This window comes from Nitratireductor sp. StC3 (genome assembly GCF_003015025.1).
Taxonomy (GTDB): domain Bacteria; phylum Pseudomonadota; class Alphaproteobacteria; order Rhizobiales; family Rhizobiaceae; genus Mangrovimarina; species Mangrovimarina alexandrii.
Map to the genome: position 1 here is coordinate 1 of NZ_PYBP01000003.1, position 26,228 is coordinate 26,228.

Here is a 26,228-nt window from a genome sequence, read left to right on the forward strand (position 1 = left end):
CTGATGCTCCTTCAAAACCCCGATGATCTGTTCTTCCGAGAACCGTGATCGCTTCATTGCCTGTCTCCTTTGTCGAGGAACAGGCTAACCCAAAATCGGGAACATCTCAGGGGAGCACGTCACCTAAACTTGACGATTCAGAAATTGATGAGGTACTTAAATTAACAGATGATCTTGAGAAATGGCTATCAAAACATCAGTTGAATGAACAAGACTTCATCAGACAAGCGATACTGGATGGAATCCGACAATTTCGTTTCCGCCTCGAGCGAATCGGATGGCTTGGTTGGGGTTACACCGTTGCCTCGTTGCGAGACATCATAGGAGCTTATCTAGCACTCGAAAGAGGGATCGTTCCAAATAAAACGCCCGATTCTGAAGCTGTTCTCAAGAAGGCATATGGATCCTTAAGGAAAATATATGAGAAAATCGGCATTCTTAAAGATGTCTCCAACACTGGCGAGTTTTTACTAAAGGCATATGGGGCCGCGTCTTTAGTGATGGATAGCCGTGTGATTGCAGGCCTCCTTTCTCATGCCGACTAACCAGAACCTAAAAATTTACTGGGATACGTCATAGAAATTTTTCTCACCACGAGGACAATTTTCACGTAGGAGATATGCGCAGCGGAGTATTGAAGGCTCATCTGTACCGTAGCTTTCCTCGGTATGCCCGCAACGATCGCAGGTTAATTCGACGCCCTCAACCATTCCGTGGTGACCATCGAGTTCGACGTAATTCGTCGTGGTTGTTATACGTGCCACAAGGTCTTTTCCTATAGCCTCACAAGGCAGCCTTAGGAACAAGCTTAGGACGTCGCCGCTCTTTCCTCTTTGCCTGCTTCATCATCTTGGCCGCCTTGCTGATGCGCGCAGCCGCCTCCTTGGCCTTGTCCCTTTCAACTGTCTCACACTTGGCCGTCGCACCTTCAAGCAACATTTTCAGCTTTTCACTACAAATCTTAATATCGGCCGGAACCCGATCAGAAAATTTCCTCGTCAGTTTGGCCGTGCTTCTTGCATATCACCTCGAATTATTGATTACGCAAGCAGTCGGACACAAGTCTTTTTTTGGGACCTATATACGTGTGTGACCCAAACCCTACGGGGTGGCATCCTCGTTATTCCAATGGCGGCCCGTCATAGTCATCGGGGGGTCGAATTTCTTTCCAACGTGCGGCGACTTCTTTGCAAGATTCCGTTACCCGCTCTCTGAACCGCTGGTGCGCTGAACTTGCCTTCGTTACATTTTTTTCAGCGAGGTCGATTGCCATGCATAGGCGGGGGAGAGGCTCCATTTGGCCGCCTTCAAGTGACCAAAGCATCAACCCAGAGATTGCCGCAAGACGGTCTCGCAAGTCACCTCTATCGGCTGAAAACGCGTAAAGAAGTAATATCCCACCGCTATTTGTCACGTCATCGGTTTCAGCGGTTATCAAGGCATCAAGACTGACGTTTATCCTGACGCCTTCCACGGTATGGTGGATCGTCTTCGGCGCGGCACTGATCTGATAACGGCCAAACTTGCGGGGCGTGATTGTTTCGCGAAAACACCGAATTGCTCGGGCGCAACGCAAAGCTTCATCGCGCTGATAGCCGATCTCTCTGCGTGCTTTAGTGTCCATACGGTCTTCAAGGAATGCCAAATCAGCAGCGCCGAAATCAGGCGTTGACAGCGCGTCTTTCAATGGCTTCTTAACCTGAGTGTACGAAGTTACCTCGACCTTTTTGGGGAACTTGGCGGCCCCGATAATTCTTGTCCGTTGTGGGGCATTCGAAGCAGCCAAATACTCCGCAACGTGGTTTACTGAAAACTGTGGATTTCGGTTGTAACCGTAGTTTGGAGAATCACCCATGGACGACATCTCACTGGTTGCAAAAATCGACGAGAACACAACTATATACGTATCGCCAATGCACGAAACTACTTATTCAGAGTTTGTTGATCGTGACAATCTTGGCGGTCCTGGTGGCTATTTTATCGCGCGCCAGCGTCGTGGAGAATTCCAAATCCTTGCGAAAGCTGCAAATTTAGACACGGCGCGTGAAATTTTTGCGATGTTGGCATCATCTGCGAAATTTCCCCGCGTTGCGGCTTAGGTGCTGGTCAGCCGCCCGGCAACAGTTTCTGCTCGATAGCGTCGAGTGCAAGTTGGGCCATGGATGGCGGCAGGTCGCCTTTCTTCACCTTTCCATCGAGGTAGTGCCGGAACTTGCCGCCCTCGATGTATTCGCTTTGCAGCCATTCTCGGTATTCACCAAGCGCGGCAAGCGGATAGCACCACGATTCCTGCGGGTTTGACTGCGCCTGAGGGTGATCCGCAGGATAGCGGTGCGGGTATTTTGTTCGCGCGCCGTACTTTTCAGCAAGCCTGTTAGCATCCCAGAATTTTGACCAGTGTTGACCGATTGAGATATCGACAACGGTCTTTTCGCCAATGTCTGCCCCAGCCTGAAGCATCTCATAGATGATCGTATGGGCTTCGTTGAACACGTTGAAGAAGCCGCGCGGCGCGGACTGGTAATTCAGTTCGATCCGTTCATGCCACTTGCGGAACTTGTCTTGGAATTTGCCAGTCGGATCATAACCAAGCTGGCTGTAGATGAGTTCGCGGAGCTTTGACCCGGCGAGAAGGCGGAAGTTATCACGGGCCTGTTCCTGAACGTTCTGCCCCGCGTCAAAGGCGTAATATTCAAGTACGGCAAGGCACACCTCGGCGGGGTAGCAGTAGTGCACCACACCCTTGTGCATGATCTCGATATGCGCCTTGCGAGCGTAAAATCCAGCCTTCTCCAATATCGCCTTGATGGCGGTGATGCGAGGCTTGGGGGGCGCTTCGTTCCATTGCGAACTGATAGTCCCGATGTGGGCATTCTGGACACCGCAAAGGACAGCAAGCCCGCGCTGGTTAAGATACGGCGTACCGTCGCCAAGGACGCCCATACCAATGCCGCCGATGTCGCGCTCAATCTCGATACCAAGGTCAAGTTCACCTTGGGGGGTGATTTCCTTCGACCCCGATTTTGATGCTAAGCTCTTGATACTGCTGGCGTTTGGGGTGATTTCCTTCGGGTCGGTCTGAGCTAATCTTCGCACCGCTTCATCGAAGTCCATGTCGAGGCTAAACGGGCCTTCTCGCTTTCTGTCGTTCATGCGATCAGTTCCTTGTAACGGAGACGGCCATCAACGCGGCTGAGAAGGGCATTCAGGCGGTCGCCTTCTTCGAACTCGCGGCGATTGTAACGCCACGTCATTTCGGAAAGATATCGGCCAAGGTGCTTGTCCGAAATCCAGTGGTGGATGCCGTATATCTGACGCTTGATGTGCGACCATGCGCCTTCAATCGAGTTGATATGGAAATAGAAGGCGCGGACGTACTCGCCGCAACTGTGATTGACCGTCTGGTGATAGTAGGACTTCGACAGACCCTGATAGCCGGGGTACTCGTCTGTCATCACGATAGACCCCTCGGTGACGTGCGCCTCTACGGCGGCCTTCACATCCTTGAGCGTCGTCAGGTGGAAGGCGCGGAACTCACCATTGCGCTCAAGAGCACCCCACACAACTGCCTTGCCGGAAGGTCCGCGAACGCCTTTGCGCTTATCGGCGTGCTTGTTCTTGTCCTTACCGCCCATGAACGTCTCGTCGATTTCAACGGTGCCTTCGAGGGGCCTATTGAAAGACTTGGTGCGGGCCGCATGGCGAAGACGGTGCAGCATGAACCAAGCGGTTTTCTGTGTCACCTTGATATCGCGGGCGAGCGTCGTGCTGGCGACGCCCTTCTTGTGCGACGTGATAAGCCAGATCGCCATGAACCACTTGCGGAGCGGGATTTTGCTATCTTCGAAGATCGTGCCGACTTTGATGCTGAAGCGCTTCTTGCAGTCGCCGCACTTGTGGTTCCGGTTATCGGAGAAGTGATAGACCTTCGTGGAGCCGCAATGCGGGCAGTGCGCGTTTTCGTTATCGGCGCCCCAGCGGATCGAGCGCAGATGGTCAATCGCGGACTGCTCGTCCGGGAAGGCTTCCATCATCTCAAACAGGCTGCTGAAGGCTTTCATGGCTACCGCTCCGATCCGATAGCCTGAACATAGGTGTTTATCTGACCCACGTCAATGGGTCACACACGTATATAGGCCCCCTTTTTTTGTTGAACTAATTTAGCCACCTCAGCAACCACCCCAACAGCCACGCGATAGCGCGGCCTGTCCAGGCTCCATGCCGCGAAACTGGCGCAGATCACAGACGTTCCGGCACAAAACCCGGCGCGCGGTCGCAAAAACCCCTGACCGAAATGGCAACGGAGAGACGGAACCACGCGGACAAATCGCCCGCGCCAACCGCCGCCGCCGCCCGCCAACCCCCTGTCCCAACACCCCTTTCCCCATTCCCCACCCGTTTTTTCATCCCCGCCCCTCGCCGCCTCCCTTACCCTTTGCCCAGTTCTTCTCGCGGGAACGCCGATCATGACGGTGATTGCGCGGAGGGGAACCGGCGCCTCCGTTTCGGCCTCGTAAGCCGGCACCGGGGCGGCCGCGTCCAAGGGTTCCCCTGCGGGCATGACGACCCGCGCGTGCCGGACGGTGCACTCGGTCCGTCCTTCAAGGGACGGCGGAAGCGGAACGGACGCGGACGTAAAAACGCCGGGCGGCGGTCTTCGGATCGCACGAAATGCAAAGGCGAGCGAGCCGAAGGCCGCCGTCTCCCGACCGCAATGGCCAGACGCTTCGGCGGGCGTGGCAGCGATGGAGCATGGGCAATGGACAGCAGCAAACCGCAGGCAAGGCGCGACATTCCGGCCAAGGGCCGAGCCGGCGACCGCCGGCCGCCCGCGTTATCGGGCGCGCCCGCAGAGGGCCCGGCGCGCAGCGACGCAACGGCCCGTGAGCGAAGCCAAGCGCCCAACCCCCAAGCCGGCGACCGCCGGCCGCCCGGTTTTCCGGGCGCGCCCGCGCAGGGCCCGGCGCGCAGCGACGGAACGGCCCGCGAGCGAAAACAAGCACCCGATTCCCGCAAAANTGAGCGAAGCCAAGCGCCCAACCCCCAAGCCGGCGACCGCCGGCCGCCCGGTTTTCCGGGCGCGCCCGCGCAGGGCCCGGCGCGGAGCGACGCAACGGCCCGTGAGCGAAAACAAGCGGCCAACGGCCGAGCCGGCGACCGCCGGCCGCCCGCGTTGTCGGGCGCGCCCGCGCAGGGCCCGGCGCGCAGCGACGGAACGGCCCGCGAGCGAAGTCAAGCGCCCAACCCCCAAGCCGGCGACCGCCGGCCGCCCGGTTTTCCGGGCGCGCCCGCGCAGGGCCCGGCGCGCAGCGACGGAACGGCCCGCGAGCGAAAACAAGCACCCGATTCCCGCAAAATCCCGCCATTCCCGCGGCCCTGGCCGGTGTTCAAGGTGCCGGAAATCCCGCGCGGCGTCGGCACCGACGCGCAATGGGAACTGGGCGAGCGCGAGCGCGCCGATTACTACAGGAACATGGGCATCATCCTCGGCCTGATGCAGTGGGTGTGCACCAGGCTCGGCAACCACCGGCGCTGCCGCCTGCGCGTGTGCCGCCGCAAGCGCCGCTGCGCCGGCCGCCGGCCGGAAGACCGCTGGAACGACGGGTTTCTGTTTCCGCTGGTGCCGCCCTGCGAGCCGATCGAGGAGGAGCGCATCTACCAGCTCCGCGACGAGGTCAACCAGGTGCTCTGGCAGGCCGAATGCCGCGGCGCGCAGACCCCGTCGCCGCCGCCGGTGCGCTGTGCCGCCGTGCCGCTGGTGTTCGACGACGGCGAAACCCCGGTTCGCGACGCGGGCCGCGCCGAGACGGCGGACGGCGCGACGGGGCGCTCCGGGCGCGCCGACGAATGACCCGGCTAGTCGAACAGGCCCTTCGGCGTCTCGCCCTTCAGGAACGGCTCGATGAAGGCGGCAAGCAGGGATGCCTGGGTAATCACCGCGGTGTGCGACGTCGCCGGCATCACCGCCAGCCGCGATTGCGGCAGCGGCTTGCCCATGTCGCCCATCCCCCCGCCGCCGAGAAGCCGCAGCATCGAGACGGCGTGCTCCAGCGTGTTGACGTCGGCGTCGCCCGAAATGATCAGCACCGGCATCGTCAGCGCCTTGACGTCGTCGGCCCATTGCATCGGTTCGTGTTCGAGCCGGATCAGCTTTTCCACCAGCGCGGGAAAGCCGTCCGGGTCGGCGGCGAGCCGCTTGTAGTCGGCCGCGAACGGCATCTCGAGGAACATCTCGACGTTCATCTGCGGGATGAAGGCCTTGAACTCCGGCTGCCAGCCCTGCGCGTCGTAGGCGACCGAGGCCGCGACCAGCCGGTCGACCTTGTCGGGATGGCGGATGGCGAGCTGCAGGCCGGCCGCCGCGCCCATCGAATAGCCGAACACGTCGGCGCGCGCGAGCCCGACCGCGTCCATGAAGGCGGCCACGTCGTCGGCGAGGTTTGGATAGGTGATCGGCCGGTCGATGTCGGTGGTGCGGCCGTGGCCCTGGAACTCCAGCGCGTAGACGGTATGGTTTTCGGCCAGGATCGGGATGATCTCGCCCATCGTCTCGATGTTCATATAGGCCCCGTGCAGCACCACCAGCGGGTCGCCGGCGCCGGATTTTTCGTAATAGACCTGCATGCCGTTGACCGCGACCCGGTCGCCGGTGGGCGCGTCGTCGGCAAGCGCGGGGTCGGCGAGCACGGGCATGAGCAGGCCGGCAAGGCCGGCGAAGAGTGTGGCGCGGGACATCGTTTCCTCCTGATTGATCCTGCGGCCGCGGCCGCTTGCGACCTCACGACGAACCGGGCGCCGGCATTTCGACACCGCCGATCCCTTTTCCTTGAAAAACCGGCCGTGTCGGGTCTGCGCCACGGGCCGTCCGGCCGGCCCTGCCGCATCGCCGCCGCATTCGCGCGCGAGGCTTTTCGGGCCGCGGCGCGTTTCGCCGCCGGCCGAGACAGGGGAGCGGCCATGATCAGGATTTTGGTGCTGACCTCGCTTGTCGCGCTGGCCGCGACGCCGGCCGCCGCGATCGCGCGCTACCAGTCCGAGACGCTCGACTGCGGCCAGGCGCAGGCGATCCTGGAGCGCGAGGGCGCGGCGATCTTCCGCTACGGATCGAAACGCAACCCCTCGCTGACGCTTTATGACCGCTACGTGCTGCATGGCGGTTTTTGCGGCTGGGACGAGTATGCCGCCAATGGCTGGATCCCGACCCGCGACGACCCGCGCTGTTTCGTGCGCGTGTGCAAGCCGAAAGTGTTTCACGAAGACCCGTTCTGAGCCGCGCGTCCGGCTCAGCCCGGCCCGGTCGCGGCGGTGCCGGCCATCAGTCGAGATGCTTGCTGATGAAGGCGCCGGTCGCGCCGATCAGCTCGTCGACCGTCTCGGTGCCGGCAAAGGCGTTGAAGACATGGTCCATCGGCCGCACGAACAGCTCCCCCTCGCCGTCGTGATAGTCGAGCAGCACCTGGCCGGACGCCGGCTGCGGAAACACCACGTCGTCCTTGGTGCCGACCGCCACGAACAGCGGCTCGTCATATTCGGCGATCTCCGCCACCGGATCGATCAGGTAAAGCTGTTCGAAAAAACCCGGCTTGAGCGCGATCTCCGCGCCCCACGGCAAGGTCACCTTCACCGCCGCGCCGGTGCTGGCAAAGCCGGCCTTCATGGTGTCGGGGCCGAGCACGAAGGTCATCGCCGCGGCGAGATTGCTGCCCGGCGCCCACAGCGCCACGGCGTCGAGATCGTGTTCGGTGCGGCCGGCGACCGTCGCGCCGACGGTGCCGCCCATGCTCCAGCCGACCAGCGCCATGCGCTCGTCGTCGACCTCGCCGGAGGCGGCGAGAAAGTCGAGCGCGGCCAGCCCGTCCTCGACCTGACGCGCAACCGTGGTGTCGGCGAAATCGCCGTCGCTGTCGCCGGAATTGCGGAAGTCGATCCTGAGGCTGGCAATGCCGTTGTCGGCCCACATGCGCGCCGCGCGCGCGAAAACGCCTTCCTTGGCGGCCGGGATCTCGAGCTCGTCGCGGTTGCCGGTAAACCCGTGCAGAAGCAGGATCACCGGCGGGTTCTCCACGCCGTCGGGCAGGTTCATCGTGCCGACCACCTTTTCGCCGCCGACCTCGAAACTGACGGTCTTTTCGGCGGCCAGGGCCGCGCCCGGCGCGACGGCCAGCGCGATGGCGGTAAAGGATAGAAGGCGTGCAAGCGGCAATCGAAGCGTCATGGCGGTGTCCTCCCGGGGCTGATGCGCAACCCCTTAGCCATAACACGTGCCGGGTCGGACGCAATCCGCGTCCCGGACCGGGCGTCCGCCATGGCGGTCACGAGGGCGGCCAGGGCGGGTTTATGGAGACCTGCCGCGCGCCAACGGCCCGCGGCAGGCTTTCGACCGTCGCGGCGCGATCAGTCGGCGACGATCGAGATCACGGTGTCGCTGTCGTCGGTGGTCACGACGACGCTGGTGCCCGGCTCGATGCCCTCGAGGCTGACGCCGTCGGCAACGGCGAGCTCGGCGCCATCCTCCATCACGATGACCATGGCCTCGGCGTCGACGGCCGACACCACGCCCTGCATTTCACCGGCGAGCGCGACAGTCACGAAGGAAGCCGCAGCGAGCACGGCGGCGACAAGGGTCTTCATTGGAATTACTCCATTCCACAATGAGGGATCATAGATGCCGCCCCGGCGCGTTTCGGGCAGGCCCGTTTCATCCACGCCGCAGCGGACGGCAGGCATCTATTCCTGTCCGCTGATGCACGCAATTGGCTGAAAAATATATTTTTTTCCCGGATATTCGATCCGAATTCCGCCGCAATTCAGCGCCTGCGCGCGGCCAGGTTCCAGTCCCGCGCCGCCCGCCCCGACCGGCCATGTGGCGCCGCCGCGACGCCGGATCGCCGCGCGCGGCGGGCCTTGACCCTCGGCGGCGCGCGCACCGTTGTTCTTGCCAGCGGGCCCGCACACCTTTATATGGTCAACATTGATATTTCGGCCGATCGATACGGCAGGTTGCGATCTTCCTCGCATTTGCTGACGTCAATCTCCAAAATCTCGATACCACCGGCCACGAAGGGTCGTGGCCACATGACGTTGCAAATCTGAAGGAACTCACCATGGCAACCGGAACAGTGAAGTGGTTCAATTCGACCAAAGGCTTCGGTTTCATCCAGCCTGACGAAGGCGGCTCGGACGTGTTCGTCCACATCTCCGCCGTCGAGCGCTCGGGCATGGGCAATCTCGTGGAAGGCCAGAAGGTCAACTACGAGATCCAGCAGGACCGCCGCACCGGCCGCTCCTCGGCCGGCAATCTGACGGCTGCCGACTGAACCATTTGCGGGCGGCGCCCGGCGCCGCGGCACGTGATCGTTTTGGAAGAGGCGGGGTGCCGACCCCGCCTTTTTCATGCCCGGGCGACAGATTTTGGACCCGCGCTCACGGCCGCCAGTCGATCGGCACGTGACCGGGATCGGCCTCGACGCGTTTCAGCCATGCCGAAACCGCCGGAAAAAGCCCGAGGTCGAACCCGCCGCGCCCGGCCTGATGGGTATAGGCGTAAAGCGCGATATCGGCGACCGACATCGCCTCGCCGGCGAAAAAGCGGGCCGTTATCCAACCGATCTTCCATCACCGCGAGCGCCCTGTTGCCGGCCTCCAGCGTTTCGGCGAGCCGGGCCGGCGTGCGCTGCGGCGCGCGTTCGGGATAGACCAACAGCGCCCGGCGCACCGCCACGGCGGGTTCGTGGCTATATTGCTCGAAAAACAGCCATTGATAGGCAAGCGCCCGCTCGAACCGGTCCTGCGGCAGGAAGCGGGTCCCCTCGGCCAGATAAAGCAGCATGGCGTTGGATTCGGCCAGATGACGCCCGTCCTCGGTCTCCAGCAGCGGCACCTTGCCGTTCGGGTTTTTGGCGAGGAAGTCCGGCGCGCGGGTCGACCCGTCGAGCGCGTCGACCTCGACGTGGCGAAAGCCAATCCCGAGCTTGGCCAGCAGCAGCCGCGGCTTGTAGCAATTGCCGCTGTCTCCCATGCCGTAGATCGTGATCATCGCCCGCCACCTTGCCGATCCGGAAACGCGCAAACCGCGCCGCGCCCACTATCGGCCGCGCGGGAGCGCTTGACCAATCAATCGTTTTGGTGGACCGATCGACAATCTTGACCTGTCAGCGCGAGGTCGCCTGCGCTCCCGGCGCGGCCTCGGCCGAAAGCGCTGCCACCGACAAGGCGGCATCGTCGAATATCGTGCCGGCGAGCGCCGGGCGGGCCAGCAAAAACCCCTGCAGATGGTCGGCACCGGCCGCGATCGCGACACGCAGTTGCTCGGGCGTCTCGATCCCCTCCACCAGCACCTGGGTGCCCAGTTCGTGAAAGCGCGCGAAAAGCGTGGGCAGGAAATCGCGCGCGGCCTCGTCGGCGACGATCTTTTGAAACCAGGCCGCATCGAGCTTGACGATATCCGGCCTGATCAGCCGCAGCCGGGCCGGCGTCGAATGGCCCGCCCCGAAATCGTCGACCGCCACCCGCATGCCCGAGCGGCGGATATTTTGGGTCAGCGCCGTCACCCGCTCCGTTCCCGCGCCGAGGGCTTCGGTGATCTCGCACACCACCATCCCCGGCGCGATTTCGTTTTCCGCAAACAGCCAGTCCAGATGCTCGACGTCCTCATCGGGCATGGCCGGGTCGACATTGAAGAACAGTTCCAGCCCGTCCACGCCGATATTGTGGTAGTTGCGCATGTGCAGCACCCGGCACAGGCGCTCGAGCGCGGCCCGCTCCTCGGCCGCGGCGCGCTCGAAAAGCTTGGCCGCCGGCACGGCCCTGCCGCCGGTAAAGGCGATCACGAGCGCCTCGACCGCGAACGGCATCAACAGGTCGTCCTCGACCCGGAAAAGCGGCTGATAGCAGCTTTTCAACCGCAATTCCTGAAAGCGGCCATAGGCGATGCCGACCTCGTCGACATTGAAGGCGAAGGCGTCGCTCACCCCCGCCCCCCCGGCCACGCCTTCGCACGGCAGCGACACGAAAGCGGCGCGCGCAGGCGATTTGCTGCGATGGCCGGGGGCGCGGCATGGGCCATGGCAGCGGTCAACGGCCGGACTGACGGCGGCCGAATGTCGGGCGCCTCGCAGCCGGTTGATGACGGCTCTGCGGCGGCGCGTCGTCGGTTTCCCGCACAGGCATCGCGCCGCCCCCCGACCATGACGGGTCCGGCCCGCCGGGCGCGTGCGCGGCGGAGAAAATCGAAAAGCTCGTCGGCGCCAGTTCCGGCCGGGCGAGCACAAAACCCTGCACCATCGACGCGCCGCTTTCCTCGGCGAGTTCCAGCTGCCACATCTCCTCGATCCCCTCGAACACGGTTTCGATGCCGTTGTCGGCGAAACGCGACACCATCACCTTCAAAAGTCCGAATCCGGCTCCCGAATCCATCAGCCGCGTGATCCACTGCGCGTCGAATTTGACGATATCGGGCTTCAACTCGTCAATGCGCTGAATATCGGAATCGTCCGCCCCGTAATCGTCGACGGCGATCTTGAACCCGCTGGCCCGCAAGGCGTCGACAAAACGATGCAGCGCGCCGGAGGAGGCGGATTTCTGTTCGGTCACCTCGCACACGATCCGGCCGGGATGCATGCCCGCCTCGTGCAGCACCAGCCGCATGTCGCGGATCGCCACGTCGACGACCTCGGCGTCGGTGAACAGGGACGGATCGAAATTGACGAAGATCGACACTTTGGGATCGAGACACGCCGCCGCGTTGAGCAGATGCAGCGTGCGCATCAAGGTTTCGACATGGAAGCGGTCGATCGGCGGGATGCTGCGAAAGAACGCATAGGGCGACAGGCCGGTCCCGTCGCGAAACGGCCGCACCAGCCCCTCGAACGCCGCGATGGAAAGCTTGCCCTCGCCGAAGGCGAACACCGGCTGAAAGGCGCTCTTGATCGTGTAGACGCCCCACACGCCGGTCGAGGTGCCGTCATTCTGGCGAACGATATGGGCAAGGCCTGCGCTGCGCGACACGAAACCGGCTCTCCGCATTGAACCCGACCGGCGACGATGATCCGCCGCACCGCGATCCGCCGGCCGCACCGATACGAAACCGGCCGGATCCGCGCCATTATCGGCGAACCGGTTTTGATCAAGGTTAACGACGCCGATTTTTTTGCATCGACGGCCGACGCCGGCAAAGTCTTGCGCTCGTGCCCGCATTCGGACATTACAAGCCGCTGCCCGATGCAGCGACACCCTGGCCGAAAGGAGACGATCACCATGGCCTTCCTCGCCGACGCCCTGTCCCGCGTAAAGCCCTCCGCGACCATCGCGGTCAGCCAGAAAGCGCGCGAGCTCAAAGCGAACGGCCGCGACGTGATCGGCCTGGGAGCCGGCGAGCCGGATTTCGACACGCCCGACAACGTCAAGCACGCGGCGATCGAGGCGATCCGGCGCGGCGAGACCAAATACACGCCCGTATCCGGCATCGTGCCGCTGCGCGAGGCGATCGCGGCGAAGTTCAAGCGCGAGAACAATCTCGACTACAAGCCGGAGCAGACCATCGTCGGCACCGGCGGCAAGCAGATCCTGTTCAACGCCTTCATGGCCACGCTCAACCCGGGCGACGAGGTCGTCATCCCCGCGCCCTACTGGGTCAGCTATCCGGAAATGGTGGCGATCTGCGGCGGCACGGCGGTGTTTGCCGAAACCAGCATCGAGGACGGCTTCAAGCTGACGCCGGCCGCACTGGAAAAGGCGATCACGCCCAAGACCAAATGGCTGGTGATGAACTCGCCCTCCAACCCGTCGGGCGCGGCCTATACCGAGGCCGAGCTGAAGGCGCTCGCCGACGTGCTGATGAAAAACGAGCATGTGTGGACGCTCACCGACGACATGTACGAGCACCTGACCTATGGCGATTTCGCCTTCCGCACCATCGCCGAGGTCGAACCGGCGCTGTACGGACGCACGCTGACCATGAACGGCGTGTCGAAGGCCTATGCCATGACCGGCTGGCGCATCGGCTACGCGGCCGGGCCGGTCGAACTCATCAAGGCGATGGACATGATCCAGGGCCAGCAGACCTCGGGCGCCTGCTCGATCGCGCAATGGGCCGCGGTCGAGGCGCTCAACGGGCCGCAGGATTTCATCGCCCGCAACAAGGCGATCTTCCAGGGGCGCCGCGATCTCGTCGTGTCGATGCTCAACCAGGCCCGCGGCATCTCCTGCCCGGTGCCGGAGGGCGCCTTCTACGTCTACCCGTCCTGCGCGGCGCTGATCGGCAAAAAGACGCCGTCGGGCAAGGTGATCGAAACCGACCAGGACTTCGTCACCGAACTGCTGGAGGCCGAGGGCGTGGCCGTGGTGCAGGGGTCCGCCTTCGGGCTCGGCCCGAATTTCCGCATTTCCTACGCGACTTCGGAGGAACTGCTGGAAGAGGCCTGTACCCGCATCCAGCGTTTTACCGGCTCGCTGAGCTGACGCTTTTCGGCACGGGCATAGCCCACAACAAGACCGACCCGGCCCCCGCGGCCGGGTTTTTGCTTTCCGGCGGTCAGGGCCGTTCTGCTTTTCACGGAATCGCAGACCGGTTTAACTTATTGTTTTGACGTGTTTTTGACCGGCGAACCGGCTTCCACTTCGCCTGGAAACGCTTTAGTGAGCCAGACGCCGCCAGGCGCCCGGCGGCGCGCCGTAGCGGGCGCGAAACGACCTGGAAAAATGCGACAGGTCGGAAAAGCCGCACGCATACGCGATCGACGTCACCGGAACGGCAGCCTTCGCCGGCGCGCGCAGCGCGGCCGCGGCCTCGCGCAGCCGCACCTCCATCACAAAGGCACCGAGCGTGGTTCCGGCCCGCGCGAAGAGCTTGTGCACATAGCGTGGCGAGATGCCGATGGCCCGGGCACACCGCGCCGCGTTGAGACGCGGATCGGCGAAACAGCGCTCAACATAGCGACGCAGGGCCATAAACTGCGCGTCCGCCCGCGACCCGGGCGCCACCGCGACGCCCTCACCGCCCAGGGCCATCGCCGTCAGGTCGAGCAGCATGGAAAAAAGCCGCGCCGACGCGGCTTCGGGCAGATAACCGGCAGTCTCGTCGATCGAGCGCGCGGTCTCCGCAATCAGCCGCCCGAGCGCGGGCACCGTCGACAAAAGACGGGGCCGCTCCGGCAAATGGCCGCCGAGGCGGGAAGCCAGCGCTTCGCGCGGCACCCAGAACGAGGATACCGCCAGCGACGACAGCCGGCGATGCTCGAGCGAAAACGGCCGCCCCGAATCGAAAATCCCGACATCGCCGGCGCGCAGGGCGATCTCCGTCCCCGCCTGATCGATGCGGCACTCTCCGCCCCGCTGCAGATTGAGATAGTAGCATTCGCGCGGCGAGCGGGCGATCTCGCGGCCAGTCCGCAAGACAAGATGGGCTGTCGCATCGACCCGGTTGACGGCGCCCTCGCCCAGCCGGTGCGATTCCACCCGCGCCTTGAACCGCAGCCGCCGCGCCGCCTCCAACTCGGGCAGGAGCTCCATGAAGGACTGGCAGATGCCGTCTCGATAATAATCGAAGGCCTCGACATCCCCGACATCGCGCGTGTCCCACACGCTGCCCCAATGCAAAGACGGCCCGGCAACAATATGCCTCCCCCCCGGCGTGGTCGTCATCGCCTGCCCCCTTGCGTTCGCTCCGGTCCATCATCGGTGCGCGCCCGGCCAAGTCCGCCGCGCCCGTTTGCGCCAACATCGTATGCCCGACAACAAAAGCGCAGGGAGAAAAAAATGGCAACTTACGTGCTCGTTCACGGCGCCTGGCATACCGGCGAACTGATGGAGGCAGTCGCCCGGCCGATCCGCGACCAGGGTCACGACGTCCACACGCCGACCATCGCCGGCAACCGGCCGCACGACGATCGGCGCACCGGACTCGAGGCGGCGATCGGCTCGATCGTCGCCTTTATCGAGGACCGCGATCTGACCGACATCATCCTTGTCGGCCACTCCTATGGCGGCATGATCATCACCGGCACCGCCGACCGGCTGCCCGGCCGCATCCGCCGCCTGGTGTACTGGAACGCCTTCGTGCCGAACGACGGCGAGTGCCTCAACGACATGGTGCCGCCCCACTATGTGGCGTTGTTCGATAGCATCAGCGCCGCGAGCCCGGACAATGCCGTCATGCTGCCGCCGCCGGTCTGGCGCGAGGCGTTCATGAACGATGCCGATGGCGCGATGGCGCAGGCGAGCTACGAAAAGCTCAATCCGCATCCCTACGCGACCTTCACCGACGCGATCGCGCTGTCGGCGAACCCGGCCGACATGGAGGTTGCCAAATCCTACATCAACTTCACCGAAGACACCGCCCTGCCCCAGTCGCTCGGCTGGCATCCGCGCCTGTCCGAAAAGCTCGGCCTGTTCCGGCTGATCCAGGCGCCCGGCGGGCATGAGGTCTGCTTCACCAATCCGGCGCTGCTCGCCCAAAAGATCATCGAGGCCGGTCGCGACTGAAGCGGTGCGGGCATTGCGGGGGCGCGGCCGACACGGCCGCGTTCTGCGCCCTCACCAGACCGACAATTCGTGCGCGGCGGCGATGACACCCAGCGCGCGCCAGTGTTCTGGCGGAATATTGGCCAGGGTCTTTTCGTCGAGCACGTCGCGGGTCTCGAGATAGCGCATCTTGTTGTAGAACTGCGCCTTGTCCCGTTCGATCAGCTCGTGTTTCTGCAAAAAATCATTCAGGTCGGCGGCGAGCCTGTCGAATACGCCGGGCTCGACCCCCCTCAGCATCTCGTCCACCCTGAGCTCCAGGTCGGAGGGGCCGGCCGCCTGGTAGAGATGGTAGAGCCGCGCCAGATGGTACGTGCTGACGAAGCGGGATTTGACGGCGACCGTCCTGACGCTCGGCGACCGGCGGCTTTCGATCATGGCCACCCCGCCGCTGACCGAAACGCCGATCCGCGGCGTATCGCCCAGAAGCGCCTGCAGCCGTTTCTGGGTCAGCCCGGCCTCCAGCGACGCGCCGCCGGCAGCCATCATCTGCGTCCGCGCCTTGACCTGCCCCCTGATGATGTCGCTGACCATGAGATAGGCCGTCTCGCGCCCGTCGATGACGAACCGCACGAGGTCGCATTTTTTGTCGTTCGAAACGCGCTCCGTCGACGGCTCGTGCTCGGTGTGTTCGCGCGAGGCCGGGTCGATCGCGATCCTGGCGATGCCCGAGATCGCCAGATCGAGATCGGCCTCGATCTGCGCCAGCCCTTGAACGGAGATGCCGGCGCCGACACCGAACGACACCTCGTTGGCGAGCGTGATGTCCAGCGCATCGACGTCGCGAAAAGCCGACGCGCCGAGATCGAGGCAGTTTTTCCGCGGCACCACCCGTCCCTCGTCGGGATATTGGATGATGTCGCCCTTGCGGATGTTTCCGTTGGTGAAAATCGGAACAGCATAGTGGTTGGCGAGGAAATAACGCGCCATGACGGCCTTGTACTGGTCCTGGTACATATCCGCCAAAGCCGGCGACGACATCAGTGCAAAGGCAAGAATAAGAAACAAGCGACGCACAGGACCCTCCCTCATTTTCAATGGAACGCCGTATATTTCCAAGTAAAATGACAAATCTTGCCCAATACAACAAAAAACCGACAAGCGGCACCGGGCTTTGGGGGTTCCGCCCCGACGAAGCGGTGCGGATCCGGACGGCGACACCAGGCGGCGGGGCGTGTGCCGGACGGCGGCGTCAGGCCCGGCCGCCCCCGCCGCAAGAGCCGCGCCGACCGGTTTGCCGCCGCCGAAATCCGGCGGGCGCCGCGCGGGCGCATCTCTTGCCACATTGCCAAAGCCGTGTGACGATATCCGTGCCGGGTGCCCGAAGCCCGGCGCGCGACGGCCGCGGGCCGGCCGCCGCTCGCGAGCAAGCGTGAGGAGGAGGTCGTTGACATGGGCAATCGCGCCGGAGGAAGACGCACGGGACCGAAATGCATCGCCATTGTCGGTCCCTTCGCCAGCGGCAAGACATCGTTGCTGGAAGCCATTCTGGCCCGCACCGGCGCCATCGCGCGCCAGGCCACCGTCGCCTCGGGCGCCACGGTCGGCGACGACAATCCGGAGGCGCGCGCGCACCTGATGAGCGTGGAGGCGAGCCTTGCCACCACCGGCTTCATGGACGACGACCTGACCTTCATCGACTGCCCGGGCTCGATCGAGTTCGCCTACGAGGCCGAACCGGTTCTGGCCGCCTGCGACCTGGCGATCGTGGTCGCGGAGGCCGACGAGAAGAAAATCCCGGCCCTGCAGCTCATCATGCGCACGCTGGAAGAACACGGCATTCCGCGCGTTCTGTTCCTCAACAAGGTCGACAAGGCCGCAATCGGCGTGCGCGACACGCTGAAGCTGTTGCAGCCGGCGAGCGCGGTGCCGCTGGTTCTGCGCCAGATTCCGCTGCGCAAGGACGGCATCGTCATCGGTTCGATCGATCTGGCGCTGGAACGCGCCCACATCTATCGCGAACACGCCGAAAGCGAGATCGCGCCGATCCCCGACGACGAAAAGGCCCGCGAGGTCGAGGCGCGCTTTTCCATGCTGGAAACGCTGGCCGACCACGACGACGCGCTGATGGAGCAATTGCTGGAGGAAATCGAGCCGCCGCGCGACGCGGTGTTCGACGACCTGGCCGCCGACCTGCGCGCGGGCTCCGTCATTCCGGTGCTGATCGGCTCGGCCGAGCATGGCAACGGCGTGCTGCGGCTCTTAAAGACGATACGACACGACGCGCCCGACATCGCCCAGACCCGCGAACGGCTCGGGCTCGGCGAGACCGACGAAACGATCCTCCAGGTCGTCAAGACCGTACACACGCCGCATGGCGGCAAGCTTTCCTATGCCCGGGTGCTGGCCGGCTCGATCGCCGACGGCGCCGAAATCGTCACGCATGACGGCCGCACCGGACGCGTTTCCGGCCTTTACCGCATGCTCGGCCGCAACCAGACCAAGCTGCAGAATGCCGGCGAGGGCGAAACGGTCGCGCTCGGCAAGCTCGAGGAGGTGCGCACCTGCGACACGCTCGCCGTCGGCAAGACGCCGCCGCCGGCCCTGGCCACGCCCGAGCCGCCGCAGCCGGTCAACGCCGTCGCCCTGCGGCCGCACGAGCGCAAGGACGAGGTCAAGCTGTCGGCCTCCCTGCAGAAACTGGCCGAGGAAGACCCCTCGATCGCGATCGAGCACCAAGACAGCGGCGAGACGGTGATTTCGGGTCACGGCGAAATGCATCTGCGCGTGACCACGGAGCGGCTTGGCAGCAAGTTCCAGATCGAGGTCGATTCCAGCCGGCCCGGCGTTCCCTATCGCGAGACCATCCGCAAGGGCACCACCCAGCGCGGCCGTCACAAGAAGCAGTCCGGCGGCCATGGCCAGTTCGGCGACGTCGTGCTGGAGATCAGGCCGCTGCCGCGCGGCAGCGGCTTCGAGTTCACCGACACCATCACCGGCGGCGTCGTGCCCAAGCAATATATCCCCTCCGTCGAGGCCGGCGTGCGCGACTATCTCAAGGCGGGCCTGTTCGGCTTTCCGGTGGTCGACATCGCGGTCAATCTCGCCGACGGTTCGTTCCATTCGGTCGATTCCTCCGACATGGCCTTCCAGATGGCAGCCAAGCTGGCCATGCGCGAGGCGATGCCGGCCTGTTCGCCGGCGATCCTGGAGCCGGTCATGAAGATCGAGGTCTTCACCCCCTCCGACGCCACGGCCAAGGTGACCGCCATCCTGCCGCAGCGCCGCGGCCAGATTCTGGGGTTCGACGCCAGGCCCGGCTGGCCGGGGTGGGACGTGGTGGAGGCGATGATGCCGCAGGCCGAGATCGGCGACCTGATCGTGGAGCTGCGCTCGGCGACCGCCGGCGTCGCCACGTTCCGGGCGAGCTTCGATCACATGGCCGAACTGACCGGACGCCTTGCCGACGAGGTGGCCAACGCCCACGGCAAGGCGGCCTGACGTTGCCGGGCACGGCGGCCGTGCCCGGCCCACGCAGATGTGATGGCGATTGAGTTGCCCGCCCGTCCACGCGCGCTAGGTTTTGCGCCACACGGATTCGGGAGGACGTCATGGTTGCCATCCACCGCCGGCCGTCCTGGGCGCTCGCCGAGCGCCTGGCGACGCCCGAGGCCGCCTTCATCAATCGCCGCGCCCTGCTCGCGGGCCTGGGCGCCGGTGCCGCCGCGCTGGCCGCGCCCGCCCTGGTCGGCACGGCGCGGGCGGCGGCCGATCCCACCGCCGACCTCTACCCCGCGACCCGTAACCCGGCCTTCACGGTCGCCCGCCCTCTCACCCCGGAGGAAACGTCGAGCCAGTACAACAATTTCTACGAATTCGGCTCGCACAAGCAGATCGCCAACGCGGCCCAGGCGCTTCAGACACGGCCATGGGACATCGAAATCGCCGGCCTTGTCGACAAGCCGCAAAAGCTCGCCTTCGACGAGCTGATCCGCAAAATGCCGCTGGAGGAGCGGCTCTACCGCCATCGCTGCGTCGAGGCCTGGTCGATGACGGTCCCGTGGACGGGTTTCGCGCTGTCGCGCCTGGTCGCGCTGGCCGAACCGCAGGCTGAGGCCAAATATCTGCGGCTCGAAACGTTCCTCGACCCGAAAATGGCCTCCGGCCAGAGGCAGGTCTGGTATCCCTGGCCCTATGTGGAGGGCCTGACCCTTGACGAGGCGCGCAACGAGCTCGCCTTCATGGTGACCGGCGCCTACGGCAAGCCGCTCGCCAAACAGTTCGGCGCGCCGCTGCGGCTCGCCTTGCCGTGGAAATACGGGTTCAAATCGATCAAGTCGATCGTCAAGATCACCGTCACCGCCGAACGGCCGGTAAATTTCTGGCAGGAGATCGCACCCGGCGAATACGGGTTCTGGGCCAATGTGAACCCGCAGGTCCCGCATCCGCGCTGGAGCCAGGCCGAGGAGCGCGTCCTGCACACCGGCGAGACCGTACCGACCGTGATCTACAATGGCTATGGCGAACAGGTGGCCGGGCTTTACCAGGGCATGGACGGGGAAAAATTGTTCATGTGACGCCGTCCGGAGATCGATGCCGGCCATCCGGACGCCGCCGCCAGCAAACCACCGGCCGCGCCGGTCGATAGACAAAAAAAAGGCCGGTACCTGAAGGGACCGGCCTAGCTAATGGAAGTGCCGTAAAACGGCGAAACCTCCAGAGGGGAACACTCGCGGGCGCTAATGGGAGGAGGAACGCGCCCAGGAGTGATTGTTATATGTGCCGGCTCTGCCCTTTTCGCAAGCAGATGAATTGCATCGCACCCATGCAATTATGCATGGTTTGTGCAACTGATTGAAAATCGGGCAGAATTGCCTGTCCAACGGGCAGATTTCGGGCGTCGAAAACCCGTTTGAGCCGTCAATAGGCCCAGCTGCGCGCCTTGGAAAAGATGAAATCGCGAAACGCCTTGAGTTTCGCCTGGTTCTTCATCGCCTCGGGATAGCAGAAATAGGTGTCGAAGGCCGGCACCGCCATGTCCGTCAGCACCTGCACGAGCCCCGAGCCTGGATCGGCCATGTAGTCGGGCAGCATGGCGATGCCAGCGCCGCGTCGCACGACCCGGCGCATCGACATCAAATCGTTGATCTGCAGCGTCGCCGGTCTCTTTTCGCCTTCCGGCATGCCCAGGCTCTGCAGCGTGTTCAAATCCTTGAGATAGGCCGGCACCGGCTCGCCGAAGGTGATCAGGCGATGCTTGTCGAGCTCGGCCGCGCTTTCGGGTTCGCCGAACCTGTTGATGTAGGACGGCGCGGCAAACACGTGCAGGTGCACGGTGAACAGCCGCCGCTGGATCAAGTCCGGCTGTTGCGGCTGGCGCAGGCGTATGGCGCAGTCGGCCTGGCGCATCGTCAGGTCCAACTCCTCATTGGCGAGGATGAGCTGGATCTGGATATCGGGATAAAGGTCGAGAAATTCCTGCACGCGCTGGGACAGCCATCCCGACCCCAGCCCGACCGTGGTGGTGACGCGCAGCAGGCCGGACGGCTTTTCCGTCGTTTCCATCAGCCGGCTGCGGACCGATTCCAGCTTCACGAACACTTCGTGCGCCGTGTTGAACAAAAGTTCGCCCTGCTCGGTCAGCACCAGCCCGCGGGCATGGCGGTTGAACAGGGACACGCCGATTTCCTGCTCGAGCGCGCTGACCTGGCGCGAGATCGCCGATTGCGACAGATTCAGCTTCTCCGCCGCGTGGGTGAACGACCCAGCCTCGGCGGCGGCGTGAAACACACGCAGCTTATCCCAGTCGAGTGACATCAGCCCTCCTCCCGGACCGGCGATCCGCTATTCTGCGGCTTCGCGGTGGGCTTCCTGTTCGGCCAGGTATTTTTCCGCTTCCAATGCCGCCATGCAGCCGAGACCGGCGGCCGTGACGGCCTGGCGGTAGATGTCGTCGGTGACGTCGCCGGCGGCGAAAACACCGGGAATGTCGGTCCGGGTCGAATCCGGCTCCGTCCACAGATAGCCGTTCGGCTTCTGCTTGACCTTGCCTGCGAACAACTCCACCGCCGGCGCGTGGCCGATCGCCACGAACACGCCGTCGATCGCCATTTCGGTGATCTCGCCGGTCTTGTTGTTGCGCAGACTGATCGCGTTGACGGAGGCCGGCAGCGGCGGCTTTCCGGCTTCGCCCTTGATCTCGTCCACCACGGTGTCCCACAGCACCTTGATGTTGTCCTTCTTGAACAACCGATCCTGGAGGATGCGCTCGGCCCTGAATTCGTCGCGGCGGTGGACCACCGTGACGGTTTTCGCCAGGTTGGACAGGTAAAGCGCCTCCTCGACGGCGGTGTTGCCGCCGCCGACCACCACGACCTCCTTGCCGCGATAGAAGAACCCGTCGCAGGTCGCGCAGGCCGACACGCCGAAGCCCATGAATTTTTCCTCGCTCGGCAGGCCCAGCCATTTGGCCTTGGCGCCGGTCGCGATCACCAGCGCGTCGCAGGTATAGTCCGTGCCCGAATCGCTCTTCAACCGGAACGGGCGCACGTCGAGGTCGACCTCCGTAATCAGGTCGGAGACGATTTCGGTGCCGACATTCTCGGCCTGCTTGAGCATCTGCTCCATCAGCCACGGCCCCTGGATCGGCTCGGCGAAACCCGGATAGTTTTCCACCTCGGTGGTGATCATCAACTGGCCGCCCTGCTCGAGCCCGGCGATCAGCATCGGCTTGAGCATCGCGCGCGCGGCATAGATCGCGGCCGTGTAGCCGGCCGGACCGGAGCCGATAATGATGACGGGGGCGTGTGTTGCGCTCATATCCGGGTTCCTTTCGCACGTCCGCGCCGCCGCCAACGGCAAGCGGGCGGGCAAGGCCACGTTGATCTAAGGAATGGGGCCCCCATTGTGCAAGGGCGCGGCCGGCTTTTCGCACAACTCCGGCGGCCGCGGCGCGCGGATAGTCGCCGGTTGCGGCCGGCGGGCCGGGCGCTTGGCTCCATCGCGGCTTTGCCGTATGAGTTCTGCCTGAGCGACCGATTCTTTCGCCAAGAACGCCAAATGGGTAACAAATGACCTTCAGGGCCGAACTCGACGCGACGGATTGGAAGATCCTGCGTGAACTGCAAAATGACGGCCGCATGACCAATGTCGAGCTGTCGCGCCGGGTCGGCATTTCGGCGCCGCCCTGCCTGCGCAGGGTCAAGCGCCTCGAGGACAATGGCGTCATCCGCGGCTACCGGGCGCTTTTGAACGCGCCGGCGCTGGGGTTCGACGTGGTCGCCTTCTGCCTGATCGGCCTGCAGCATCAGGCCGAGAGCGAGCTGAAGGCGTTCTCCGACCTCACCCGCACATGGCCGATCGTGCGTCGCGCCTGGATGGTGTCCGGCGATTCCGACTTCCTGCTTCACTGCGTGGCGACCGATCTGACCACGTTTCAGAACTTCGTCATCGAGAAGCTGACCTCGGCGCCGAATGTCGACACGGTCCGCACCGCGCTGACCATTCGCCAGGTCAAGGATGACGGGCTGGTCGACATCGCCTGAGCGGTCGCCTCAGACCCATTTCAGCTTGACGATCTCGTAGCCGCGCGCCCCGCCGGGCGCATTGACCTCGATCGCCTCGCCCACGCCCTTGCCGATCAGCGCGCGTGCGATCGGCGAGGAAATCGAGATACGGCCGGATTTCACGTCGGCCTCCTGATCGCCGACAATCTGGTAGACGCGCGTCTCCTCGGTATCCTCGTCGACGAGTTCCACCGTGGCGCCGAACTTGACCGTGTCGCCGGACAGCTTCGACACGTCGATCACCTCGGCGCGCGCGATCATGTCCTCGAGCTCGCCGACGCGGCCCTCGTTCAGGCTCTGCGATTCCTTGGCGGCGTGATATTCCGCGTTCTCGGAAAGGTCGCCATGCGCGCGCGCTTCCGAGATCGCTTCGATGATCCGCGGACGCTCTTCCTGCTGGCGCCAGCGCAGTTCTTCCTTCAGCGCTTCGAATCCACGTACGGTCATCGGGACCTTGTTCATCGTCACACCTTTCTCGTCTGTCGCGCCAGACACTGTCCGGCGGCGCAAAGCGCAAAAAGAAAACGGTCCGCAGGCGCATGCCACGGAACCGCAACAAATCGTTCCCGTCCTATATAGCAACCGTCGCGGGCGTTTTCACGCCCAAAAATTTGCCGGACCATCATCGCGCCGAGGCAAAAGGCCGCGACGGCTCCGGCTTTGTCTCCGGCGAATCGGGCGCCGGACGCGCCTCGTCCGGCATCTGCCGGACGATCGCGGCCCGGGCCTGATGCGGGTGCTTGAGGTCGCCGACGACGATCCGCCGGCCGCCCAGAAGCGTGACGACGAGCGCGCCGCCACCCGAAATCCGCCCCGCCAATCCGCGCCGGACCGCGACGCGATCGATCAGCCGGTAGGGAATGTCCTGCGCTTCGCTGGAGGGGAAGCCGCGGTGCATGTAAAGCGCGCGCGGCATGACGGCGACCCGTATGGTGAAAAACCGCAAGGTGGCATGCGCGATCAGGAACGGGCCGCCGAGCGCCAGCACCACGATGCACAGCCTTGCCAGCGCGCCGTCGCCGCGCCCGGCCACGACGAGCCCGGCCAGCGCCAGGCCATATCCCGAAAGGATCACCAGGCTCGGCAGGAACAGAGACAGCGCCGACGGCAGGAACGGGCCGCCATATCCGGGCTGGGGATTGTCGTTGACCCCACGCATGCCGTGCCTCGTGATTCGTGTTCAACCGCTTGTGAACAGGATACATCGCTTTTGGCCGCTGTCACGGCGGCGAATGCTTGCAAAGCAGGCAAACGCCACTACCTCGACTGCAGGACCAAACCGTACCGGAGGGGACCGTGAACAGACTGACCCTGGCCATAGCGAGCCTGACCATCGGCCTGTCGGCGGCGCTGACGATCGCCCGCACCGCATCCGCGCAGAGTTTCGAGACCGAGGAGGCGGTGATCCAGGCCGACATCCTGGCCGACGGTCTCAACCACCCTTGGGGCCTGGATTTCCTGCCGAACGGCGACGCGCTCATCACCGAGCGGCCGGGAACCATGCGCATCTTCTCGCAAGGAAGGCTGTCGCCCCCGATCGAGGGCCTGCCGCCGGTCGCCGCGCGCGGCCAGGGCGGCCTGCTCGACGTTGCCGTCGCGCCCGATTTCGACAGCACCGAGCTGATCTATTTCACCTATTCGGAGCCGGGCAGCGACGGCGCCGGCACCGCGCTGGCGCGCGCTCGGCTGGTGCGCGGCGACGCAGCCGCCAGGCTCGCCGAGGTCGAGACCTTGTTTTCGATGGCCAGGAAAACCGCCGCCGGCCAGCATTTCGGCTCGCGCATCGTCTTCAATCCCGACGGCACGCTGTTCGTGACCACCGGCGACCGCGGCGACGGCCGGCGCGCCCAGGACATGGACGACCATGCCGGCGCGGTGCTGCGCCTCAATCGCGACGGTTCGGTGCCCGCCGACAATCCCTACGCCGACACGCCCGGCCACCGCCCGGAAATCTGGTCCAAGGGCCATCGCAACCCGCAAGGCGCCGTCTGGGACCCGGTGACCGGGGCGCTGTGGACGATCGAACACGGCGCGCGCGGCGGCGACGAGTTGAACAGGCCCGAGGCCGGCCGGAACTATGGCTGGCCGGTGATTTCCTACGGCCGTCACTATTCGGGCGACCAGATCGGCGTCGGCACCGACGCCGAGGGGTACGAGCAGCCGGTCTATTACTGGGATCCCTCGATCGCGCCGTCGGGGCTCGACGTCTATGACGGGGACATGTTCCCGGCTTGGAAGGGCGATCTTCTGGCCGGCGCGCTGAAATTCGCGCTGGTGAGCCGCATCAAGCGCGATGCGCAAGGAAACGTCACCGGCGAGGAGCGCATGTTCGAAGGCGCGTTCGGCCGCATCCGCGACGTCGACGTCGCGCCCGACGGGTCGGTGTGGCTGATCACCGACGACAGCGACGGGGCGATCGTGCGCCTGTCGCGCGGCGACTGACGCGGACCGCTCCGCTTCGCACAAAAAGAGGGCACGACTCGGCGAGTCGCGCCCTTTTTTCGGCGATTGCCGCCCGTCAGCCGTTGTCGCGCTCGTAGGCGGCAATATGCCGGTCGAGTTCGGCATATTCGGGACAGCCCGTGCCGCAGCGTCTGGCGATCTCGTCCAATTGCTCGCGCGCCGCGGCGACGTCGCCCATCTGCAGATGCGCCTCGCCGAGATATTCGCGCGTCAAGACGTGGTCGGGATCGAGCCGCAGCGCTTCCTCGTAATAACCGAGCGCGACCAGCAGCCTGCCCTTTTTGCGGTGCGCATAACCGAGCATGTTGTAGATGCCCGGCTGCTTGCGTCCCTCGGCGAGCCGCAGGACGGAGATCGCCTCGTCATACTGGCCGGCATAGGCGAGCGCGCGCCCGGCCTCAAACAGCGTCTCGGTCTCGAGCGCGCTCGATTTCGCGACGCATTTCTTGGTCGACTTGTCGTAGACCTGGCCGGCCGGGCAGTCCATCGTGTCGCTGCCACCACCGCCGCCGCCGCCGGCGGCCAGCGCGGCACCGCCCGAAAGCGGCAACCCGACCATCAACGCGGCGGCAAGGCTCGTCAGATATCTCGGCATAGGCTCCTCCTGCATGACCGTTCCCCAATACGGCGCGGGCGGTCGACTGGTTTGTTCCTTCATGAAGAACAATAAGACCGAAACGCCGCCCGTCCTTTTCACATTGCCGTGACGAGGCGTCGGCGCCTGCGGCCGCGCCGGGCTTT

At 64.3% G+C, this 26,228-nt stretch carries 25 protein-coding genes and 1 pseudogene; 10 read left to right on the top strand and 16 right to left on the bottom strand.

What is annotated here, in order from left to right; genetic code table 11:
* Nucleotides 1–44: 44 nt before the first annotated feature.
* Complete coding sequence (locus tag C7T96_RS23830) at nt 45–545, top strand: hypothetical protein (RefSeq protein WP_146149148.1); 501 nt, start codon at nt 45–47, stop codon at nt 543–545.
* A gap of 575 nt (nt 546–1,120) precedes the next feature.
* Here C7T96_RS23830 and C7T96_RS23835 read toward each other — a convergent pair.
* Nucleotides 1,121–1,855: a hypothetical protein gene (locus C7T96_RS23835; protein ID WP_146149149.1), complete on the bottom strand. Its 735-nt coding sequence runs from the start codon at nt 1,853–1,855 to the stop codon at nt 1,121–1,123.
* Here C7T96_RS23835 and C7T96_RS23840 point away from each other — a divergent pair.
* Nucleotides 1,854–2,099, top strand: coding sequence for a hypothetical protein (locus C7T96_RS23840; RefSeq protein WP_146149150.1), 246 nt, complete (start codon nt 1,854–1,856; stop codon nt 2,097–2,099). The genes C7T96_RS23835 and C7T96_RS23840 overlap by 2 nt on opposite strands.
* 7 nt (nt 2,100–2,106) lie before the next feature.
* Here the strand turns inward: C7T96_RS23840 and C7T96_RS07170 are convergent, their stop codons facing one another.
* From C7T96_RS07170 to C7T96_RS07185, 3 genes are all read right to left on the bottom strand, one after another.
* Nucleotides 2,107–3,153 carry a hypothetical protein gene (locus C7T96_RS07170; RefSeq protein ID WP_106570540.1) on the bottom strand — a complete coding sequence of 349 codons (1,047 nt, stop codon included), beginning with the start codon at nt 3,151–3,153 and terminating at the stop codon, nt 2,107–2,109.
* On the bottom strand, nt 3,150–4,061 hold the full coding sequence (locus C7T96_RS07175; RefSeq protein ID WP_106570541.1) for an IS1595 family transposase: 912 nt from the start codon (nt 4,059–4,061) through the stop codon (nt 3,150–3,152). Before C7T96_RS07175 ends, C7T96_RS07170 begins: the two co-directional genes overlap by 4 nt.
* A 1,795-nt stretch (nt 4,062–5,856) precedes the next feature.
* On the bottom strand, nt 5,857–6,693 hold the full coding sequence (locus C7T96_RS07185; RefSeq protein ID WP_106570923.1) for an alpha/beta hydrolase: 837 nt from the start codon (nt 6,691–6,693) through the stop codon (nt 5,857–5,859).
* A gap of 264 nt (nt 6,694–6,957) precedes the next feature.
* Between C7T96_RS07185 and C7T96_RS07190 the strand changes: the two genes are divergently transcribed.
* Entirely contained in the window at nt 6,958–7,269 is a 312-nt protein-coding gene (locus tag C7T96_RS07190) for a hypothetical protein (RefSeq protein ID WP_127599549.1), read from the top strand.
* 46 nt (nt 7,270–7,315) lie between these two features.
* On the opposite strand, the gene C7T96_RS07195 is transcribed toward C7T96_RS07190, so the two are convergent.
* Both C7T96_RS07195 and C7T96_RS07200 read right to left on the bottom strand, forming a co-directional pair.
* Nucleotides 7,316–8,215: an alpha/beta fold hydrolase gene (locus tag C7T96_RS07195; RefSeq protein WP_106570544.1), complete on the bottom strand. Its 900-nt coding sequence runs from the start codon at nt 8,213–8,215 to the stop codon at nt 7,316–7,318.
* 179 nt (nt 8,216–8,394) lie between these two features.
* Nucleotides 8,395–8,631 (bottom strand): DUF1344 domain-containing protein, encoded by a 237-nt coding sequence (locus C7T96_RS07200; protein WP_158264322.1) that lies wholly within the window; start codon nt 8,629–8,631, stop codon nt 8,395–8,397.
* 473 nt (nt 8,632–9,104) lie between these two features.
* Between C7T96_RS07200 and C7T96_RS07210 the strand changes: the two genes are divergently transcribed.
* A complete protein-coding gene (locus C7T96_RS07210; RefSeq protein ID WP_106570547.1) occupies nt 9,105–9,317 on the top strand; it encodes a cold-shock protein in 213 nt (70 codons plus the stop codon).
* A 106-nt stretch (nt 9,318–9,423) separates the two neighbouring features.
* On the opposite strand, the pseudogene C7T96_RS07215 reads toward C7T96_RS07210, so the two are convergent.
* The 3 genes and pseudogenes from C7T96_RS07215 to C7T96_RS07225 form a co-directional block, all read right to left on the bottom strand.
* A pseudogene (locus C7T96_RS07215) lies at nt 9,424–10,036 on the bottom strand (glutathione S-transferase family protein).
* A 115-nt stretch (nt 10,037–10,151) separates the two neighbouring features.
* The gene (locus C7T96_RS07220) at nt 10,152–10,970 is read right to left on the bottom strand and encodes an EAL domain-containing protein (RefSeq protein ID WP_127599541.1); all 819 of its coding nucleotides are present in this window, start codon (nt 10,968–10,970) and stop codon (nt 10,152–10,154) included.
* A 103-nt stretch (nt 10,971–11,073) separates the two neighbouring features.
* Nucleotides 11,074–12,006, bottom strand: a complete 933-nt coding sequence (locus C7T96_RS07225) for an EAL domain-containing protein (RefSeq protein WP_106570548.1) — start codon at nt 12,004–12,006, stop codon at nt 11,074–11,076.
* A 249-nt stretch (nt 12,007–12,255) separates the two neighbouring features.
* Between C7T96_RS07225 and C7T96_RS07230 the strand changes: the two genes are divergently transcribed.
* Nucleotides 12,256–13,458, top strand: a complete 1,203-nt coding sequence (locus C7T96_RS07230) for a pyridoxal phosphate-dependent aminotransferase (RefSeq protein WP_106570925.1) — start codon at nt 12,256–12,258, stop codon at nt 13,456–13,458.
* 174 nt (nt 13,459–13,632) lie between these two features.
* Here the strand turns inward: C7T96_RS07230 and C7T96_RS07235 are convergent, their stop codons facing one another.
* Nucleotides 13,633–14,640: a helix-turn-helix domain-containing protein gene (locus C7T96_RS07235; protein ID WP_106570549.1), complete on the bottom strand. Its 1,008-nt coding sequence runs from the start codon at nt 14,638–14,640 to the stop codon at nt 13,633–13,635.
* Nucleotides 14,641–14,754: 114 nt separating this feature from the next.
* Between C7T96_RS07235 and C7T96_RS07240 the strand changes: the two genes are divergently transcribed.
* Entirely contained in the window at nt 14,755–15,480 is a 726-nt protein-coding gene (locus C7T96_RS07240; RefSeq protein ID WP_106570550.1) for an alpha/beta hydrolase, read from the top strand.
* A gap of 51 nt (nt 15,481–15,531) precedes the next feature.
* Here the strand turns inward: C7T96_RS07240 and C7T96_RS07245 are convergent, their stop codons facing one another.
* A complete protein-coding gene (locus C7T96_RS07245) occupies nt 15,532–16,536 on the bottom strand; it encodes a hypothetical protein (RefSeq protein WP_146149151.1) in 1,005 nt (334 codons plus the stop codon).
* 375 nt (nt 16,537–16,911) lie between these two features.
* On the opposite strand from C7T96_RS07245, the gene C7T96_RS07250 reads away from it, so the two are divergent.
* Together C7T96_RS07250 and msrP are read left to right on the top strand one after the other, a co-directional pair.
* Nucleotides 16,912–18,960 carry an elongation factor G gene (locus C7T96_RS07250; RefSeq protein ID WP_106570552.1) on the top strand — a complete coding sequence of 683 codons (2,049 nt, stop codon included), beginning with the start codon at nt 16,912–16,914 and terminating at the stop codon, nt 18,958–18,960.
* Between the two features lie 110 nt (nt 18,961–19,070).
* Nucleotides 19,071–20,036 carry a protein-methionine-sulfoxide reductase catalytic subunit MsrP gene (msrP, locus tag C7T96_RS07255; RefSeq protein ID WP_106570553.1) on the top strand — a complete coding sequence of 322 codons (966 nt, stop codon included), beginning with the start codon at nt 19,071–19,073 and terminating at the stop codon, nt 20,034–20,036.
* Nucleotides 20,037–20,379: 343 nt separating this feature from the next.
* Here the strand turns inward: msrP and C7T96_RS07260 are convergent, their stop codons facing one another.
* Complete coding sequence (locus C7T96_RS07260; protein ID WP_106570554.1) at nt 20,380–21,276, bottom strand: LysR family transcriptional regulator; 897 nt, start codon at nt 21,274–21,276, stop codon at nt 20,380–20,382.
* Between the two features lie 27 nt (nt 21,277–21,303).
* Nucleotides 21,304–22,278, bottom strand: coding sequence for a thioredoxin-disulfide reductase (trxB, locus tag C7T96_RS07265; RefSeq protein WP_106570555.1), 975 nt, complete (start codon nt 22,276–22,278; stop codon nt 21,304–21,306).
* A gap of 251 nt (nt 22,279–22,529) precedes the next feature.
* On the opposite strand from trxB, the gene C7T96_RS07270 reads away from it, so the two are divergent.
* Nucleotides 22,530–23,003: an Lrp/AsnC family transcriptional regulator gene (locus C7T96_RS07270; protein ID WP_106570556.1), complete on the top strand. Its 474-nt coding sequence runs from the start codon at nt 22,530–22,532 to the stop codon at nt 23,001–23,003.
* A 9-nt stretch (nt 23,004–23,012) separates the two neighbouring features.
* Here C7T96_RS07270 and greA read toward each other — a convergent pair whose 3' ends face one another.
* Nucleotides 23,013–23,486, bottom strand: coding sequence for a transcription elongation factor GreA (gene greA, locus C7T96_RS07275; RefSeq protein ID WP_106570557.1), 474 nt, complete (start codon nt 23,484–23,486; stop codon nt 23,013–23,015).
* 160 nt (nt 23,487–23,646) lie between these two features.
* Complete coding sequence (locus C7T96_RS07280) at nt 23,647–24,183, bottom strand: PH domain-containing protein (RefSeq protein WP_106570558.1); 537 nt, start codon at nt 24,181–24,183, stop codon at nt 23,647–23,649.
* A gap of 146 nt (nt 24,184–24,329) precedes the next feature.
* Here C7T96_RS07280 and C7T96_RS07285 point away from each other — a divergent pair, with 146 nt between their 5' ends.
* Nucleotides 24,330–25,466, top strand: a complete 1,137-nt coding sequence (locus C7T96_RS07285; RefSeq protein ID WP_348627230.1) for a PQQ-dependent sugar dehydrogenase — start codon at nt 24,330–24,332, stop codon at nt 25,464–25,466.
* Between the two features lie 76 nt (nt 25,467–25,542).
* On the opposite strand, the gene C7T96_RS07290 is transcribed toward C7T96_RS07285, so the two are convergent.
* Nucleotides 25,543–26,082, bottom strand: a complete 540-nt coding sequence (locus C7T96_RS07290; protein WP_106570559.1) for a carbohydrate-binding module family 14 protein — start codon at nt 26,080–26,082, stop codon at nt 25,543–25,545.
* Between the last annotated feature and the right edge of the window lie 146 nt (nt 26,083–26,228).